Origin of the sequence: Falsiroseomonas oleicola (assembly GCF_019029495.1) — a bacterium.
Taxonomy (GTDB): Bacteria; Pseudomonadota; Alphaproteobacteria; order Acetobacterales; family Acetobacteraceae; genus Falsiroseomonas; species Falsiroseomonas oleicola.
Window position 1 is genome coordinate 1 of record NZ_JAERQM010000012.1, and the last position, 17,197, is coordinate 17,197.

Here is a 17,197-nt window from a genome sequence, read left to right on the forward strand (position 1 = left end):
CTTCTCTGCCATGTGCTCAGTATGCCACCCGGCCCGCCGCGACGCACGCCTTGCCTGAGCGGAATATATTCAGGGCCGGTCAAACTGACCCACTACCGGCTCCGCCGCATGGTTGACCGACGCGGCGCGGCCGGATGATCCTGCACAGCAGATCAGGAGTCCGCCTCGATGCCCCGCATGCTGCGTTTCACCTTTGTCGATGCCGGGGTGTCCGGCCGTGTCGAATTGCATGAGACACTCGCCGCCCGCACGGTCGATGCGATCTGGGGCGCGTTGGCCACCCCGGTGCGGCAGCTTTCCTTCCACGCCATGTTCGCCGGGCCGGAGATCATGATCGGCCTGCCGCCGGAGAACCAGACCTTCGATCCGCGCAGCCTGCCGCCGGAGAACCAGACGGTGATCCCCACGCCGGGCGACGTGCTGTGGTTCTACCAGGCGCCGAACATGATGAAGGGCCTGGCCGACGAGTTCTGGGAAATCGGCATGTTCTACGGCGACGGCGGCCGCGTCTTCGGCCCGCTCGGCTGGACCCCGGTGACCATGTTCGGCCGCATGCTGCCCGAGGATCTTCTTCAGTTTGCCAAGGAGTGCGCGGATATCCGGCTGCACGGCGCGAAGATGCTGGAGATCAGGCGGGAAGAGTAGTATCGTTCAAGATACGAATAATCCCTAGAAGGAACTAGATGCTGTGTCCGCCGACGAGCCTCCAGTTGCGGCGGTGACCGAGTCTGGGTCGGCGTTCGCGAAGGTGGCCGAAGGAGGTTTGCTACGGTTGCTGGTTAGCAAGCCAGTCCAGGAAGCTATCGGCCGCCTCGTCAGCTCCGCTGTTGATGTTCCTGCGCTTGTCTTAGAGAAGCGGAATCAACGGAACAGAGACGAGATAGCCGCGCAGTCTAGAATAACCCGGGCTCTTTCAGAGGTTGCAGCTAAGCGGATTTCGAAAGATTCTGAACTCGTCCAGCGTGCCATAGACCGCTGGGTCGGAGACCTGGCAAATAAGCAGCAGGCGCGTGAAGATGTTGCGAGAAGGACGCTGGAGCATCTGGCCGACAATCCGCCACCTGCCTATCAGGCTGAAGGTCCATCCATTGATTTCATGGGATATTTTGCGAATGTTGCGGAATCAGTAACCTCCGATTCACTTCGGGATTTGCTCGCGCGACTTCTGGTCGGGGAGATTCGGAATCCCGGAACGATTTCCAGGCAAGCAGTTCAAATCGCCTCACTTATGGACCAGAAGGCGGTCCAAGCGCTCTGGTCGATAAAGCCTTGGTTGATCGGGAGTACGCCGGCGTGGCTTCCGTCGGTGGGGCCCTTTGCTGAATCAGATGGTATAAAGAAAATACATCTTCTTGACGCAATCTCGGTGTTGAGGGTTAGTGAAGCAGCGGGTGTAAAATTCGTAAATGAGGGAAAAGCATTGCTGCAGTGCCAAGTTGGTGGAATTTTGCTGCATTCTAAGAATGGACAAGAAAAATTCCCTCTTATAGTTGGCGGTGCTCACCTTACGCCGGCTGGAGAAGAAATCGCATCTTTGATTCCTTCGCAAGACTCAGTAAGTTTAGAGGATATTGGTAGGGGGTTTTCACAGCTTAGAGGTCTTGATAAAGTAGAGATCTGTGAGGTCGTTAAGGTCGATAACCTACTTTATCCGGTTAATGTCCGTTCTTTGGCATAGCCAGCCATCATTCATTGGCGGGTTGCAGTATTATTATTCTCTACTTTCGCTCCACCACCTCCACCACCTGGTCGCCGGCATAGAGTGGCATCCAGGGGCGGCGGATGGAGCCGACCCAGGCGGATGTCGCGGGGCAGGTGATGGTCTCCACCACCTGGCCGGTCATGTCGACCATATGGCCCATGATGTCCCCGGCGGCCATGTCCTGGCCGGGCTCCACGCGGCAATCCCAATAGCCGCCCTGGCTGCACTTCACATGCACCGCGTTGCCGCCATAGCGGATGTCGCTGGCCGTCGGCGGCTGCCCGGGGATCATCCCCAGCGCCTGCGCCGTGCCGGTGAGCGCAGTGGCGAAATTGTCGAGGTCGAGCGGCCGCACCCGGGCGCCGCCGCCGCTTTCCACGATCAGCGCGGCCTTGTTGTGGCGGCGGGTGACGTTGGTGAGGAAGGTGCCCTCCATCCAATCCTCCGTCGCGCCCCATTGGTAGCGGCTGCCGACCTGCGCCGAGAGCTTCTGGGAAGCGAGCTGCGCCGGCGACGTGCCCTTGGCGTCGTGGATGACGTAGAAGGCGGTGATCGTCAGCTCCCCGCCGCTGTGCAGGTCGAGCACCGCATCGCCGCCATGCTCCCCGGCGAGCGCCAGCAGCCGGTCGGCGAGTTGTTCACCGACGCTGCCCCTGGGACTGCCGGGGAAGATGCGGTTCAGGTTGGTGCCGTCCTGCGGGATCAGCCGGCTGTGCATGCGCTGGCCGAGCGGATTGGCGCACATCAGCGCGGCGATGCTGCCCTTGAAGGTCTTGAGGTCCAGCCCGCGGAGGAAGCGCGCGGCCGCGATCGGGCCGACATTCTCGCCGCCATGGATCAGGCACTGGATGTACAGCCGCGGCCCCGGCAGCGCGCCGCGCGCCAGCATGACGGGGGAGAGCAGCGGGCCGATCGGGTCGCTGGTCAGCGCGATGGTGCCGGTGGCGAGTTCGCCGGGGGCGGCCTCGGCGGTGCCGAATTTCATGGGTGATCCTCCTGGGAACTCTATTCGGGTGGCAGCGCCACCAGGTCGCCGCGGGTCCAGCGCGCCGTGGCTGGCCCGCCGGTGCGAAAACGGTCGGCGAGCGAGGCCGGCCCCTCGGCCAGCAATTGCCGCCCGCCGGGCAGCCGCAGCACGGCCTGGGTGCCGGTGCCGAGGAAGCTCAGCAGCTCCACTGTGCCGGACACGGCATTCGGCCCCTCGGCCGGCGCGTCATCCAGCGTCACCCGCTCCGGCCGCAGCACCAGCGTGCCATCCGGCGCGTCCAGCGGAATGCCATCCTCCGACCGCCCATCGCGACTGACCAAGATGTTGGCGCGGCCGATGAAGCTGGCGACGAAGCGCGTCGCCGGGCGCTCATAGACCTCGCGCGGCGTGCCGAGCTGTTCCAGGCGGCCCTTGTTCATCACCGCGATGCGGTCGGAGATGGCCATCGCCTCCGCCTGGTCATGGGTGACGAACAGCGTGGTCAGGCCAAGTTCCGTCTGCAGGCGACGCAGTTCGATCCGCGTGCCTTCGCGCAGCAGGGCGTCGAGGTTGGAAAAGGGTTCGTCCAGCAGAACCACCGCGGGGTTGATGACCAAAGCGCGGCCAACGGCGACGCGCTGCTGCTGGCCGCCGGAAAGCTGCTTCGGCAGCCGGGCCTCCAGCCCCTGCAATTGCAACAGGGAGACCATGCGGGCGACGCGCTCCGCGATCTCGGCCTTGGCCACGCCGCGCCGCTTCAGACCGAAGGCGATGTTTTCGGCGACGCTCAGATGCGGGAACAGCGCGTAGGACTGGAAGACCATGCCGGTGTCGCGCTGATGCGCGGGCATGGTGGTGATATCCTTGCCACGCAGCAGGATGCGGCCTTCGCTGGGCTCGATGAAGCCCGCAACCATGCGCAGCGTCGTGGTCTTGCCGCAGCCGGAGGGGCCGAGCAGCGCCACCAATTCGCCTGCCGCGACGGTCAGATCCATGCGGGCCACGGCGGTGGTGCTGCCATAGCGGCGCGCCAGCCCGTCCAGCACCAGTTCCGCGCTGTTCGTCATCGGTTCGCATACATCTGTTGGGCCACCATCAGCAGCAGGGCCAGCAGGATGAGCATGGAGGAGACGGCGGCGACCGTCGGGTCCATCTGCATCTGCGCGGCGCCGTAGAGAACGACGGTCAGCGGCGCGTCCCGGACGGAGCCCAGGAACAATGCCATCTCGACCTCGTCGAAGGAGAAGATGAAGGCCAGCGCGGCGGCGGCGATCAGCCCCGGCCGCAGCACCGGCAGCGTCACCAGAAAGAACGCCTTGATGGGGGACGCCCCCAGGTTGCGCGCCGCTTCCTCGATGGCCGGGTCCACGCGCCGCAGCACGGGCAGCATGACTCGCAGAACCATGGGGACGCCGACCAGAAGGTGGGAAATGACGAGGCGCGTCATGCCCGGGGGCGCGATTGGGTTGGCGGCGAAGAACAGCGTCAGCGCCACCGCCAGCACCAGCGCCGGCAGCACCAGCGGCGACAGGAACAGCGCCTCCAGCAAGGTCGATCCGGGGAAGGCGAAGCGTGTCAGCGCCACGGCGGCGGCGGTGCCGATCACCAGGGACAGAGCGGCGACCATCAGTCCCAGCCGCAGGCTGACGAAGAAGCCGTTCAGATAGCGCTGGTCCGCCAGCGCCGCCTGGTACCAGCGCAGCGAAAAGCCCTGCGGCGGAAAGGCGAGGTAGCCGGTATCGCTGAAGGAGGCCGCGACGATCACCAGCAGCGGCCCCAGCAGATAGACGAAGCCGAGCACCGCCATGCCCCGCAGCACCCAGCCGAGCGGTGTGCGCAGGCTGGTCATCGGTTCTTCTCCCCCAGCAACTTGCCGTAGGTGAGCGCGACCGAGAGCGAGATCACCAGCAGGATGGCGGCGATCGCCGCGGCGAAGGGCCAATCCAACAATTCCAGCGTCTGCTCATAGATCGTCACCGCCATGAAATGCGCCCTGGCGCCGCCGATCAGCGAGGGCGTGGCGAAGGCGGAGACAGATAACGAAAAAACCAGCAGCGACCCCGCCAGCACGCCACCGCGCGCCAGCCGCAGCGTCACCAGCCACATCGCGACGGCCGGCGAGGCGCCGAGATTCATCGCCGCATGTTCCAGGTCCCGGTCCACGCCGCGGATCACCGCATAGAGCGTCACGATCATAATCGGCAGCAGCACTTGTGCGAGTGCGATCACCACCCCCGTGAAAGTGCCAATCAGCTGGAAATCCGGCGGCACCAGCCCCGTGCCCTGCAACAGGCGGGAGGCGACGCCGGAGCGGAAGAACAACACCATCCAGGCGAAGCTGCGCACCACCGCCGACACCCACAGGGGAAAAGTGGTCAGCAGCAGCAACAGCCCCGCCCAGCGCGTCTCTGCCCGTGCCAGCAGGAAGGCCAGCGGAAAGCCCAGCACCAGCGTCACCAGCGTGACGCAAACGCCGAGCATCAGGCTGTTGCCGAGCACCCCGAGGTAATAGCTGTCGCCCAGAAAGCGGGAAAAGGTCGGCGGTCCGCCGAGCGATTGCAGGAACAGCCCGAGCTGCGGCCAGATGAAGAGGGTGGCGAAGATCAGCGCCGCCGGGGCCAGCAGCCCGGCGGCGATCAACCCCCGCCGAGCGTTCAAATCACCGTTCATGTGGATGCTGATGCATCCACATGACCCTCAGGCGCCGGGCGCCGCGCATCCGCGCGGCTTGGCTGCGCGCCACTGGGCGCGGCGGCCATTCGGCCGCTCGGCGCGCTTGATGCGCGCCGCACTAACGCGCGATCTCGCGGTTGAAGCGGTCGGTCCAGGCCGGGCGGCTGGCATTGATGACGTCCCGGTTCAGATCGGCCAGCTTGTCGGTCGGCGCCATGAAGGGTGCGACATCCGGCGGCAGTTGCGTCGCCGGGTTCACCGGTGCCCAGCCGATCTCCCGCGCGATGGCGGTCTGCACCTCCGGGTCCAGGTGCCGGTTCAGCACGGCCGCCGCGATGTCGGCATTGCGCGACCGCTTGGCCACCGCGCCGGTCAGCAGCACGAAGGGCGCGCCTTCCTCGGGCACGGAATAGGCCACGGGGATGCCCATGGCGGAGCTGCGCATGGCCGAGGCGCCGTCATAGGGCATGATCCAGATATCGCCGGAGGCGAACAGCGTCTGCACCTCCGCCGCCGAGCGGAAGATATTGGCGCGGCCGGAAATCCGCTTCAGTGCGTCGAAGCCCGGGCCGATATTGCTCTCGCTGCCGCCATGGGCGCGGGCCAGCATCACCAGGAAGTCGGTGCCATAGCCGTTGGTGATATGCGGGAAGGCGATATGGCCCTCGAATTCCGGGCGGAAGAAGTCCTTGTAGCTGCGCGGCGGGTTCGCGACCTTGTCCGGGCGATACAGGATGCCTTCCGTCACCAGGCCCCAGGCGATCCAGTGGCCATCGGCATCCTTGAGACTGGCCGGGACGCTGGCGAAGTTCGACGCATCCGGCAGCTTCTGCGTCAGATCGCCGGCTTTGGCGGCAACCTGCTGGCCGCCGGAGAACATGAACAGGTCGATCTGCGGCGCCTGCGCCTCGGCGCGCATGCGGGCGAAGGCATTGGCCGAGAGCAGCGGCGTCTGCGTGCCACGCGCCCCGGTCTCCCGCGTTACCACGTCATAGACCATGCGCTGGATCAGGTCCTGGCTCGGCCCGCCAAAGGCCGTGGCCACGATTTCCCGCCCCGCGAAGCGCTGCTGCGCGCGCGCCTGGCCCGCCAGCAATGGCAGGGCTGCGGCGGCGAAAGCGGAGCGTCGCGTCAGTGGACGCGACATGATTCCATCACGCGACATGGGGCCGGTATCCTTGGAGGGCGAGCGTTTGAATTGTCCGGACTATGCGACCGCGACGCGGCGGCTCGCAAGCCCCGTCGCGGTGCGCTGCTAGGCCATCTCCGGCAGCCGGGCTTCCACTTCGTCATGTTCCGCCAGCAGGGCGGCGAGGCGGCGGCGCATCTCGATGCCGGGCTTGTCGGCCGGCATGTGCAGCTCCGCCCCCATCTCCAGCGGCACGTCGAAGGTGGTGGTCTCCAGCACCCCGCGATCCTCCTCCGTCACCGCGCGGTCGAAGGCGATCACCTTCGCCGCCGGCGCCTCGGCCTCCGTGTCATTCCGAAGCACCCATTGGCAGATCATGCTGTGCTGGTCGTCGATCGGTGTCGCGCCGGTGCACAGGATGTGGGTCAGGCCGGTCGGGTAGTCGATGCGGCTGGCGCGGAAGAAGGGCAGGAACCAGCGGCCCTCGATCACCCGTACCGTGCGATCGCTGTCGGACTTCACCAGTTCCTTGCTGATGCCGCGATTCGAGACCGGCGCCTCCGACCGCATGATGAAGCCCCAGTCGGTGTGCTCGATGGTGGAAGGCGCCGGCCTGGGGTCTTCCGGAATGCCGAAGGTGGCGGCATGCACATAGGAGAAATGCGCGGTATCAAAACTGTTCTCCATGATCCGCAGGCCGGAGACGGCCCAGGGTTCGTGGAATTCGTCGATGCGGCGGAAGGCGGGATCGGCCGCTTCGGGGATCTCGGGAATCGCCATCAGCGGTTCCTCCAGGCAGACCCAGATCCAGCCGTAGCGGCTGGCGGCGTGATGCGCCTTCGCGCCGCCCTTCAAGCCGCGCAGCGGGTCATGCGCCTGCGGCACCTTCACGCAGCGGCCATCGGCGCCATAGGCCCAGCCATGATAGCCGCAGGCCAGCGCCGGGCCTTCCGGCACATCCCGGTCCAGGAAGCCGGTGGAGAGCTTCGCCCCGCGATGCGGGCAGCGATCGGCCAGCGCCGCCGGGGCCCCGCCTTTGCCGCGCCACAGCACGATGTCCTGGCCGAGCAGGCGGAAGGGCACCGGCTTATCGGCGGTCAGCGCGGCTTCCGGCATCACCGGATACCAGAATCGACGCAGCACTTTTTGGCGCGTGGCCAGCATGGGGGAGGTCCGTGGGCATGCCTCGCCGGGGATGGCGGCGCCCGGGCTTCGCAACCGCCATGCCAGCCGCTTTTGCGGGCAATCCGGGACCAATCGGCGATTTGCGCCCAAGAACAGGGCGGGCGCGCCTTGCAAAGTGGCAGAATCCCGCCCGCCAGGCCCCTGCAAGGCGGCACAGAGGTTGCTTGGTGCCCTCGGCGAAGAAACAGCTGCGCTGAAGCGCGCGCGCGACAGGAGACTTCACCGATATGCCGACCCCCCGCCGTACCCTGCTCGCCGCCGCCGGAGGCCTGCTGGCCGCACCAAACCTCGCGCGCGGCCAGGCCGCGCTGACGCCGATCAAGTTCTCCCTCGACTGGGCCTTCCAGGGTCCCCAGGCGCCCTATCTGCTGGCGCTGGAGCGTGGCTACTTCCGCGAGGAAGGGCTGGACGTCACCATGGATCGCGGCTTTGGCGCCGGCGACGTGCCGGTGAAGGTGGCCAGCGGCGCCTATCAGTTCGGCGTCGGCGACGTCTCCGCCGTGATGCGGCTGCGCCTGACCCAGCCCGGTACCGACCTGATCTGCCCCTTCATGCTGGCCCAGGGCAGCCCGCTTTCGGCCATCACCCTGCGCCGCACGGGCATCCGCACGCCGAAGGACCTGGAGGGCAGGAAGCTGGCGGCGCCGGAAACCGATGGCGGCCGGCAGTTCTTCCCGGCCTTCGCCCGCGCCACGGGAATCGATGTTTCGAAGATCACCTGGATCACCGTGACGCCGCCGTTGCGGGAGCCGATGCTGGCGCGCGGCGATGCCGATGCCATCACGGGTTTCGAGACCTCTGGCGTGTTCAGCCTGCGCGCGCTGAACATCCCGCAGGCCGATATCCTGGTGATGCGCTATTCGAATTTCGGCGTGGCGCTGCTCTCCACCGGCCTCCAGGTGCGCAAATCCTATGCCGAGGCCAATCCCGCCGTCGTCACCGGCATGATCCGCGCCATCATCCGCGGCCATGCCGATGCCTGGGCCGAGCCCGATGCGGCCATCGCCGCTTTGGTGAAGCGCGACCCGACCGCGCCCGTGGCGCTGGAGAAGGCGCGGCTGATCGCGAATTTCGAGTTCATCCGCACGCCGGATGTGCTCTCCGGCGGCTATGGCAACCTGCCGACGCCGCGGGTGCAGGCCAGCATCGAGACGATCCGCACCGCCTTCAACATCTCCGCCAGCCTTTCGGCCGGGGACTTCTACACCCCAGCCTATCTGCCGCCGGCCGACCAGCTCCGCCTGCCGGCCTGACCCGCGACACGGAGGGGGGGCGGGGCACCGCCTCCCGGCTTCGTGCATGGATCATGGCAAAAAAAAGGCGCAACCTGACCGCTCATTCGTGGATCGGGGGACCCACCATGTTGATCGGCCTCTGCCTTCTGGCAGGCACCACCGCATTGCTTGGCATGGCGAGCGTGGCGTTGAGCCTGCTTTCGGGCATGGATCTGGCCGGTCTTGGCGCGGCCGCCGGCTTCGGCCTGGTGTCCCTGGTCGCGGGCCTTGGCGCCACGGGCATGGCCCTGGGCCGGGAACGCGCGGAGCGTTTCAGCCGGAGCTGACGCGACGCGCCAGCAGCGGGGCCAGTGCCGGATCGGTGTAGCGGATCTCATGGCTCCGCACTTCCGGCTCCGCGCTCGCATCGCCCAGCGTGACGGTCAGGCAGAGGCTGGTGCCCATCAATTCCAGCCGCTTATGGCCGCGCCGCGGCAGCGGGATTCGGCGGCGGCGGCAGGCCTGAAGCAGCATGGCCAGCATGTCCGGCGCCTGGAAGGTCCAGCCCGGACGACCGCCAGGGCGCGGCGGATGCGGCACCAGCCGGCAGATCACCTCCCCGGAGGTGGCGGTGGCCATGTCGAGCCGCATGCGTCCGGTGCCGCTGGCCCAGCCAGGATCGGCCAGGGCCATGCCTTCCGACAGCGCCTCCAGCACCTCCTGCGGCGTGAACAGGATGTAGCGGACTTCCTTGGGCATGAGCGGGCGTCTCAGGACGTCGGCGAGGCGTCGGACGGGGGCATGGTTTTTGCGGCCCTCGACCACGATCCTGCCCCGGTCCCGCCGCTCGATTCGTTCCGCATCGCGATCCTGCCCAGCATGCTGCGCGGCAGGCTGGCATCCCAGCGCTGAAGGAAGCGATAACGGCGGGCCGGCGCAACTTTCCTACGGCAGCAGGATGCGCAGCGGCGTCGCGCCATCCTCCACCGAGACCGGCAGCAGCCCGGCCGGGTCGCCATCCGCCTGCACCGGCACCGCCGCGCCGGTCAGCACCACCTGCCGCGCCGGGCGTATCACCACCCCGGGCAGGCGCGGCACCAGGCCGAGCGGCAGGGCCGCGCCGGCCAGCAGGGCAGCGGCCGCGCCACCCTGGCGGAACAGCACCACCTGGAAGCCCGGCGCCGCCGGCCGGGCTGCGGGGGCCAGCAGGTGCCGCCCGGCATAAAGCCGGCCCTTGGTGACGATCACGCTGGCCGCGACCTCCGCCACGCCGCCATCCAGGCTGGCCGTGATCGGCGGATAGCCGTAGCGCGGTGCCTCCCGCAGCGCCTGCAGCACATAGGCGGCGCGGCCGAACTGGCGCTTCAGCCGCAGGTCCAGCGCGGCGACCACCGCCGCGTCGAAGCCGGCGCCCAGCATCTGCACGAACAGGATCTCCCGCCCATCGGCGAAGCGGGCATGGCCGGGCCAGACCAGGCCGGATTTCCCCTGGGCCAGCACCTGGGCCGCAGCCTCCGGCGTCCGGTTCAGGCCGAGCTCCCAGGCCAGCACATTGGCCGTGCCCAGCGGCAGCAGGCCGAGCGCCGCCGGGCTGCCCGACAGCCCCGCCGCCACCTCCGCGATGGTGCCGTCGCCGCCCGCCGCCACCACCAGCATGATGCCGCGCGCGGCCGCCGCCGCGGCGATCCGGCGCGCATCGCCGGGGCCGGCGGTCTCTGCCACCTCGGGCCGCAAGCCAAGCCGGAGAAGCGCGTCGAGGGCGCGCGAAAGGCGCCGCCGGCGGCCGGCACCGGCGGTGGGGTTGAAGACGATGAGCATGGCTCGCCCTACCCCGCGCATGATGACAGCACGCCGACATCCGGCTGACGGTCGCGTGACATGCGCGCTGCGCATCCCGCCCCATCCCGCAATGCAGCAGAAGTCACTCAAGATTCACGTCGCGCCGGGCCTTCCCGCGTTACTCCGCGACCGCGCAACGGAACTGTCAGCGATGCGTTCGCCGCGCGCGATGGATGAGGACGGGGCACAGACGGATGCACAACACAGAAACCCGGCGCCGCTACCGCACGGTCTTCCTCTCCGACATGCATCTCGGCACGCGCGGCTGCCGCGCCGATTTCCTGGCGGATTTCCTGCGCCGCGTCGAATGCGACCAGCTCTATCTGGTGGGCGACATCATCGATGGCTGGCGGCTGCGCAAATCCTGGTACTGGGATGCCGAGCATGACGAGGTGATCCGCCTGGTGCTGCGCCTGGCGCGCAACGGCACCGATGTCGTCTACATCCCGGGCAACCATGACGAGATGTTCCGCGACTGGCTGGGCCTCGAGGTCGCCGGCGTCCGCCTGGCGAAGGAGGCGGTGCATGAGGCCGCGGATGGCCGCCGCTTCCTGGTGATCCATGGCGACGAATTCGACAGCGTGGTGCGCTACGCCAAGTTCCTCGCCCATCTCGGTGACTGGGCCTACGACACCGCGCTGGCCGCCAATCGCTGGTTCAACGCGCTGCGCCGCCGCTTCGGCTATCCCTACTGGTCGCTGTCGCAATGGCTGAAGCGCCAGGTGAAGGAGGCGGTGAAGGCGATCGACCGCTTCGAGGTGGCGCTGGCCCAGGAAGCCCGCCGGCGGGGTCTGGACGGCGTGGTCTGCGGCCATATCCACCACGCCGAGATGCGGGAGGTGCAGGGCGTCCTCTACATGAATGACGGCGACTGGGTGGAAAGCTGCACCGCGCTGGTGGAGCATGCCGATGGCCGCTTCGAACTGGTGGACTGGGCCCAGGAAAACCGGCTGAGCTTCTTCCGCGACGCCACGCCCGCCCCAGCCCCTGCCCCGCTGCCGGAAACCGCATGACCGCGTTTTCCACCTTTCGTCGCGCCGCCATCTCGGGCATCCGGGGCGCGCATGAAGGGCCTGCGGCGAAGGGGATGCATTGGACGCGCAGTCGGTTTGGGGGATGGGCGCGCTTGAGGGCACGGAGATGACGGCAGCGGCCGGTCCGCTTCGCATTCTCGTCGTCTCCGACGCATGGTATCCGCAGGTGAATGGCGTGGTCCGCACCATGGCGACGGTGGTGGCGGAGCTGACGCGGCTGGGTGATGTGGTGGAGGTGATCGGACCGGACCGATTCACCACCATCCCGACCCCCGGCTATGCCGAAATCCGCCTGGCCCTGGCGCCGCGCCGCAAGCTGGCCCGGCTGGTGGACGCCTTCCGGCCTGACGCCGTGCATATCGCGACGGAGGGGCCGCTGGGCTGGGCGATGCGCGGCATCTGCCGGGCAAGGGGCTGGCGCTTCACCACCTCCTTCCACACCAAGTTTCCGGACTACCTGCACGCCCGCACCCGCATCCCGAAGGCCTGGTCCTGGGCGCTGATGCGCCATTTCCACCAGGCCGGAAACGGTACGCTCTGCGCCACGCCGACCCTGGCGGCCGAGCTGAAGGGCCGGGGATTCACCCATGTGGTGCCCTGGTCCCGCGGCGTCGACCTCGACCGCTTCCATCCGGCGGCGGGGGAGAATGGCGCGGCGGAGGGTTGGGAATCGCTGCCGCGCCCGATCTTCCTCTGCGCCGGGCGCGTGGCGGTGGAGAAGAACCTGGAGGCCTTCCTGGCGCTGGACCTGCCGGGCAGCAAGGTGGTGGTGGGCGATGGGCCGCAGCGCGCCGCGCTGATGCGCCGCTTCCCCGACACGCATTTCACCGGATGGCGGGAGAATGGCGCGCTGGCGCGGGCCTATGCGCTGGCCGATGTCTTCGTCTTCCCCTCGCTGACCGATACCTTCGGCCTTGTGCTGCTGGAGGCGCTGGCCAGCGGCACGCCGGTGGCGGCCTTCCCGGTGACCGGGCCGCTGGATGTCATCGGCGACCATCCCGTCGGGGCGCTGGATGGCGATCTGCGCGCCGCCTGTCTGCGGGCGCTGTCGGCGGACCGTGCCGGCTGCCGGGCCTATGCGGCGCAGTTCTCCTGGGCCGCCTGCGCCCGCCGCTTCCGCGACAGCCTGCTGTATCGCTGATCGCGCGCCGATCCCGAGTTGGGGCTCGGTTTCCCGATTCCGCCCGGGCGTGCTACCGGCTGCGGCATGGCGTGTGTCCGACCCCGCCCATGATGCGCAAGCTGATCCGGCATCCGGCGGTCCAGGGGGGGCTCGCGCGGATCGTCGGGCTGTACCTTTCCCTGGTGATGCGCAGCACGCGCTGGCAGCTTCTGGGCGCCGAGCCGGCGCTCGCGCTGGTGGCGCAGGGGCAGCCGCTGATCCTGGCCTTTTGGCATGAGCGCCTGCCGCTGATGCCGGCGCTGTTTCACCTTGCCACCGCGCGACTGCCGATGGTGGCCGGGTTGCGGCCGCAGGTGCTGGTCAGCCAGCACCGCGACGGACGCTTCATCGGCGCTGCCGTCGCCCGCTTCGGGGTGCAGATGGTCTATGGTTCCTCCCGTCGCGGCGGCGCCCAGGCGCTGGTCGGGCTGCTGCGCGGGCTGCGCCGAGGACAGCCGGTTCTCATCACCCCGGATGGCCCGCGCGGACCACGCCGCCAGGCCGCCGCCGGGGTGGCGCAGCTCGCCGCCATGTCGGGCGTGGCGGTGGTGGCGGTGGGCGCCGCGAGCAGCGCGCATCGGCGCCTCGGCTCCTGGGACCGCATGATGCTGCCGCTGCCCTTCGGCCGGGGCGTGCTGGTCTGCGGCGCGCCCATCAGTGTGCCGCGCGAGGGGGCGGAGGCGGCGCTGCCGGCTATCGCCGAGGCGCTGGATGCCGCCTGTGCGGAGGCCGACCGGCTCTGCGGCGTGGTGGAGCCGCCCGCGCGGGCGCCAAGGCGCCGATGACCCTGCCGATCCTCGCCTGGCGCCTCGCCACCCGGCTGGTCGCGCCGCTGCTGCCCTGGCACCTCGCCCGTCGCGCGCGGCGGGGGAAGGAGGTCACGGCCCGCCTGCCGGAACGTCATGGCCTGGGTGCCGCCCGGCCGCCCGGCCGGCTGCTCTGGCTGCATGCGGCCAGTGTGGGGGAGGCGTTGTCGACCCTGCCGGTTCTGGAAGCGCTGCTGGCGCGGGACCCGGCCCTGCACCTGCTGGTCACCACCGGCACCGTGACGGGGGCGGAGGCGCTGCGCCGCCGCCTGCCGCCGGCCCTGACCCGCCCGGATGCCGGGGGCCTGCCGCGCATCGCCCATCGCTTTCTGCCGCTGGACGTGCCGGGCTGGGTGGCGCGCTTCCTCGATGACTGGCGGCCCGACGCGGGCGCGCTGGTGGAAAGCGAACTCTGGCCCAACCTGCTGGAGGCCGCCCGCGCCCGGCATCTGCCGCTGGCGCTGCTGAACGGGCGGATGAGCCCGCGCTCCTTCGCCCGCTGGCGCCGCTTTCCGCGCAGCGCGGCGCGTATCCTGGGCAGCTTCCGCCTGGTGCTGGCGCGGTCGGAGGGGGACCGGGCACGGTTGGCGGCGCTGGGGGCCACGGAGGCGCTATGCTGGGGCGACCTCAAGGCCTCCGCCGCGCCGCTGCCGGCCGAGGCCTCGGCGCTGGCGCTGCTGCGCCAGGCAATCGGCGAGCGGCCGGTCTTCCTCGCCGCCTCCACCCATCCGGGGGAGGATGCGCTGGTGCTGGCGGCCCATGCGCTGCTGGCGCCGGCCTGGCCGGAACTGCTGACCGTGCTGGTGCCGCGCCACCCGGAACGGGGCGCGGCGGTGGCGGACCAGGCGGCGCGGCAGGGGCTGGGCGTGGCGCGCCGGGCCGCCGGCGGCATGCCGGGGCCGGGGGTGGCGGTGTATGTGGCGGATACGCTGGGCGAACTGGGCCTGTTCTATCGCCTCGCCACCCTCGCGCTGATCGGCGGCAGCTTGGTGCCGCATGGCGGCCAGAACCCGTTGGAAGCGGCCCGGCTGGGCTGCCCGATCCTGCTCGGCCCACATACCTACAACTTCGAGGAGCCTGTGGCGCGGCTGATGGCGGCCGGCGGGGCCTGGCTGGTGGTGCCCGAAGCCGCCATGCTGGCGGAGGAGGTGGGCGGTATGCTATCCGATCCTGCGGGGCGCGAGGCCATGGCCGCCGCCGCCGCCGCCATCGCGGAGGGCCAGGCCGGCCTGCCGGGCATGGTGGCCACGGCGCTGCTGGACCTTATGCCGGTTGTTTCCGGATCCGCCGAGGGTGGCACGGCCGGCCTGTCGCGCGGGACATGAGACCGGAGCCTGGCCTCCGGGCATAGTTGAGGGCCGCCCGTGGCGGCGTTTTGGTGAACGAAACCTGATGGTCGAGGCCTGATGCGAGCACCCGCCTTCTGGGCGGCCAGTGGTGGCGTGATGCCGCTGCTGCTGGCCCCCTTCTCCGCACTGTACGCGCAGGCCACCGCGCGGCGCATGGCGCAGCCCGGCTGGCAGGCGCCGGTGCCGGTGATCTGCTGCGGCAATGCCACGGCTGGCGGGGCCGGCAAGACCACGGTCGCCATGGATCTCGGCCGGCGGCTGGCGGATCGTGGCGTCGCCGCGCATTTCCTGCTGCGCGGCTATGGCGGCACCACCAAGGGGCCGCTGCGGGTGGACCCCGCCACCCATGACAGCACGATGGTGGGGGATGAGGCGCTGCTGCTGGCCGAAATCCGCCCCACCTGGGTTTCCGCCGACCGCGCCGCCGGTGCCAAGGCTGCCGTGGCGGGCAATGCCCGCTGCATCGTCATGGATGACGGGCTGCAGAATCCGGGCCTCACCAAGGACCTTTCGCTGCTGGTGATCGATGGCGGCTTCGGCTTCGGCAATGGCCGCATCATCCCCGCCGGCCCGCTCCGCGAACCGGTGGCCGCCGCCGCCGCCCGCTGCCAGGCCGCGGTGATGATCGGGGAGGATGAGACCGGTGCGCTGGACCTGCTGCCGCCGGGCCTGCGCGTGCTGCATGCCAAGCTGGTGCCGGGGCCGGAGGCGGCGATGCTGCGTGGCCAGCCGGTCTATGCCTTCTGCGGCATCGCCAACCCCCGCAAGTTCTTCGCGACCCTGCAGGAGGCCGGCGCCGTGCTGGCGGGGCGGGAGGCCTTCGGCGATCACTACCAGTACGATGCCGAGGAAATCCAGCAACTGCTGGACCAGGCGGAGGCCGCGCGCGCCCTGCCCGTGACCACCAAGAAGGATTTCGTGCGCATCCCGGCGCAATTCCGGTCCCGCGTCACAGTGGTGACGGTGGGGTTGGAATGGGCTGAATCGGCGCAGATCGAGGGCCTGCTCGACCCGATCGCGGGGCGCGTGCCGATCCCGGCCTAGGCGGCGCCGCAGGCTGGCATGCAGGTTGCATCTCCCTGACCCGGTAACGGGCTGGGAGACCCCCATGAAGATCGGTGATGCCGCCGTGTTCCGCCGCTTCTGGTATGCGGCGATGCCTGTCGAAAAACTGGATGAAGGACCGCAGCCCTTCGCCCTGTTCGGGGAGGAGATGGTGCTGTGGCGCGCCGCCGATGGCACCGTCTCCGCGCTGGAGGATGCCTGCTGCCACCGCTCCGCGCGGCTCTCCTTGGGGGAGCAGCATGGCGATACCCTCGCCTGCCCCTATCACGGCTGGGAATTCAACGCCGCCGGCCAATGCACGCTGATCCCGCAGCGGCCGGAGGTGGCGCCGCCGGCCAGCGCCCGGGTGAAGGCCTATCACGTCGCCGAACGCTACGGCTTCGTCTGGGTGGCGGTGGAGGACCCGCTGATGGGCATCCCCGAACTGCCGGAGGCCGATGACGGCGGCTACCGCATCATCCAGGAATTCCACGAGGCCTGGGACATGTCGCTGTTCCGCCTGGTGGATAACTGGTTCGACCTGGCGCATGTCGCCTTCGTCCATCGTGGCACCCAGGGCGACATCAAGCAGCCGGTGCCGCCGCCCGAGGATATCGAGGAATTCGATTTCGGCCTGATCTCCCGCGCCACCGTGCCGATCGCCAATCGCAGCGAGGGGAAAAGCTACACGGGCATCGACAGCGACACGACGGTGCGCAAGCGCGTCGCCACCTGGTGGGCGCCGAATTGCCGCAAGCTGCACATCACCTATCCCAACGGGCTGCAGCACATCATCTTCACCACCGCGACGCCGCTGGGCGACAAGCGCATCCTGTTCACCCAGTTCTGCATCAGGAATGACAGCGAGGCGGATATCCCCGCCGCCGCCGCCATCGCCTTCGACCGCCGCGTGACGACCGAGGACAAGATCATCCTCGAGGCCACGCGCGCCGATGTGCCGATCATGCCGGGCGAGACGCCGGAGCAGGGCATGCCGCAGGACCGCGCCGGCAACCTGGCGCGCAAGAAGCTGCGCGCCATCGTCGAGACCTACTCCGCATCCACCCACGCGCCCGAACTCGCCACTGCATAA

Annotated in this window: 18 protein-coding genes; 10 read left to right on the forward strand and 8 right to left on the reverse strand. The window is 69.0% G+C overall.

The window, feature by feature from the left end:
* The first annotated feature begins 168 nt into the window (after positions 1-168).
* Both JJQ90_RS25510 and JJQ90_RS25515 read left to right on the forward strand, forming a co-directional pair.
* Complete coding sequence (locus JJQ90_RS25510) at positions 169-645, forward strand: DUF3830 family protein (RefSeq protein WP_216879124.1); 477 nt, start codon at positions 169-171, stop codon at positions 643-645.
* Between the two features lie 43 nt (positions 646-688).
* On the forward strand, positions 689-1,678 hold the full coding sequence (locus JJQ90_RS25515) for a DUF2806 domain-containing protein (RefSeq protein WP_216879125.1): 990 nt from the start codon (positions 689-691) through the stop codon (positions 1,676-1,678).
* Positions 1,679-1,718: 40 nt separating this feature from the next.
* Here JJQ90_RS25515 and JJQ90_RS25520 read toward each other — a convergent pair whose 3' ends face one another.
* From JJQ90_RS25520 to JJQ90_RS25545, 6 genes are all read right to left on the reverse strand, one after another.
* The gene (locus JJQ90_RS25520) at positions 1,719-2,687 is read right to left on the reverse strand and encodes a succinylglutamate desuccinylase/aspartoacylase family protein (protein WP_216879126.1); all 969 of its coding nucleotides are present in this window, start codon (positions 2,685-2,687) and stop codon (positions 1,719-1,721) included.
* Positions 2,688-2,707: 20 nt separating this feature from the next.
* Positions 2,708-3,736: an ABC transporter ATP-binding protein gene (locus JJQ90_RS25525; RefSeq protein ID WP_216879127.1), complete on the reverse strand. Its 1,029-nt coding sequence runs from the start codon at positions 3,734-3,736 to the stop codon at positions 2,708-2,710.
* Positions 3,733-4,518: an ABC transporter permease gene (locus JJQ90_RS25530; protein WP_216879128.1), complete on the reverse strand. Its 786-nt coding sequence runs from the start codon at positions 4,516-4,518 to the stop codon at positions 3,733-3,735. The genes JJQ90_RS25525 and JJQ90_RS25530 overlap by 4 nt, the downstream gene beginning before the upstream one ends.
* Positions 4,515-5,339, reverse strand: coding sequence for an ABC transporter permease (locus JJQ90_RS25535; protein WP_216879129.1), 825 nt, complete (start codon positions 5,337-5,339; stop codon positions 4,515-4,517). The genes JJQ90_RS25530 and JJQ90_RS25535 overlap by 4 nt, the downstream gene beginning before the upstream one ends.
* A 121-nt stretch (positions 5,340-5,460) precedes the next feature.
* Positions 5,461-6,507, reverse strand: coding sequence for an extracellular solute-binding protein (locus JJQ90_RS25540; RefSeq protein WP_216879130.1), 1,047 nt, complete (start codon positions 6,505-6,507; stop codon positions 5,461-5,463).
* Between the two features lie 90 nt (positions 6,508-6,597).
* Positions 6,598-7,635 carry an aromatic ring-hydroxylating dioxygenase subunit alpha gene (locus JJQ90_RS25545; RefSeq protein WP_216879131.1) on the reverse strand — a complete coding sequence of 346 codons (1,038 nt, stop codon included), beginning with the start codon at positions 7,633-7,635 and terminating at the stop codon, positions 6,598-6,600.
* Positions 7,636-7,883: 248 nt separating this feature from the next.
* Between JJQ90_RS25545 and JJQ90_RS25550 the strand changes: the two genes are divergently transcribed.
* Both JJQ90_RS25550 and JJQ90_RS25555 read left to right on the forward strand, forming a co-directional pair.
* The gene (locus JJQ90_RS25550) at positions 7,884-8,909 is read left to right on the forward strand and encodes an ABC transporter substrate-binding protein (protein ID WP_216879132.1); all 1,026 of its coding nucleotides are present in this window, start codon (positions 7,884-7,886) and stop codon (positions 8,907-8,909) included.
* 107 nt (positions 8,910-9,016) lie between these two features.
* Positions 9,017-9,217 carry a hypothetical protein gene (locus tag JJQ90_RS25555; RefSeq protein WP_216879133.1) on the forward strand — a complete coding sequence of 67 codons (201 nt, stop codon included), beginning with the start codon at positions 9,017-9,019 and terminating at the stop codon, positions 9,215-9,217.
* Here the strand turns inward: JJQ90_RS25555 and JJQ90_RS25560 are convergent.
* Complete coding sequence (locus JJQ90_RS25560; protein ID WP_216879134.1) at positions 9,204-9,629, reverse strand: hypothetical protein; 426 nt, start codon at positions 9,627-9,629, stop codon at positions 9,204-9,206. The genes JJQ90_RS25555 and JJQ90_RS25560 overlap by 14 nt on opposite strands.
* Positions 9,630-9,815: 186 nt before the next feature.
* A complete protein-coding gene (locus JJQ90_RS25565) occupies positions 9,816-10,688 on the reverse strand; it encodes a diacylglycerol/lipid kinase family protein (protein ID WP_216879135.1) in 873 nt (290 codons plus the stop codon).
* 215 nt (positions 10,689-10,903) lie between these two features.
* Between JJQ90_RS25565 and JJQ90_RS25570 the strand changes: the two genes are divergently transcribed.
* The 6 genes from JJQ90_RS25570 to JJQ90_RS25595 all read left to right on the forward strand — a co-directional run bounded on the left by JJQ90_RS25570 (position 10,904) and on the right by JJQ90_RS25595 (position 17,197).
* Positions 10,904-11,722 carry a UDP-2,3-diacylglucosamine diphosphatase gene (locus tag JJQ90_RS25570; protein ID WP_216879136.1) on the forward strand — a complete coding sequence of 273 codons (819 nt, stop codon included), beginning with the start codon at positions 10,904-10,906 and terminating at the stop codon, positions 11,720-11,722.
* 127 nt (positions 11,723-11,849) lie between these two features.
* Complete coding sequence (locus JJQ90_RS25575) at positions 11,850-12,884, forward strand: glycosyltransferase family 4 protein (RefSeq protein WP_216879137.1); 1,035 nt, start codon at positions 11,850-11,852, stop codon at positions 12,882-12,884.
* Positions 12,885-12,973: 89 nt separating this feature from the next.
* Positions 12,974-13,690, forward strand: coding sequence for a lysophospholipid acyltransferase family protein (locus tag JJQ90_RS25580; RefSeq protein ID WP_216879138.1), 717 nt, complete (start codon positions 12,974-12,976; stop codon positions 13,688-13,690).
* Positions 13,687-15,036, forward strand: a complete 1,350-nt coding sequence (locus JJQ90_RS25585) for a 3-deoxy-D-manno-octulosonic acid transferase (protein WP_216879139.1) — start codon at positions 13,687-13,689, stop codon at positions 15,034-15,036. Before JJQ90_RS25580 ends, JJQ90_RS25585 begins: the two co-directional genes overlap by 4 nt.
* A gap of 81 nt (positions 15,037-15,117) precedes the next feature.
* The gene (gene lpxK / locus JJQ90_RS25590; protein ID WP_216879140.1) at positions 15,118-16,104 is read left to right on the forward strand and encodes a tetraacyldisaccharide 4'-kinase; all 987 of its coding nucleotides are present in this window, start codon (positions 15,118-15,120) and stop codon (positions 16,102-16,104) included.
* Positions 16,105-16,168: 64 nt separating this feature from the next.
* Entirely contained in the window at positions 16,169-17,197 is a 1,029-nt protein-coding gene (locus tag JJQ90_RS25595; RefSeq protein WP_216879141.1) for an aromatic ring-hydroxylating dioxygenase subunit alpha, read from the forward strand.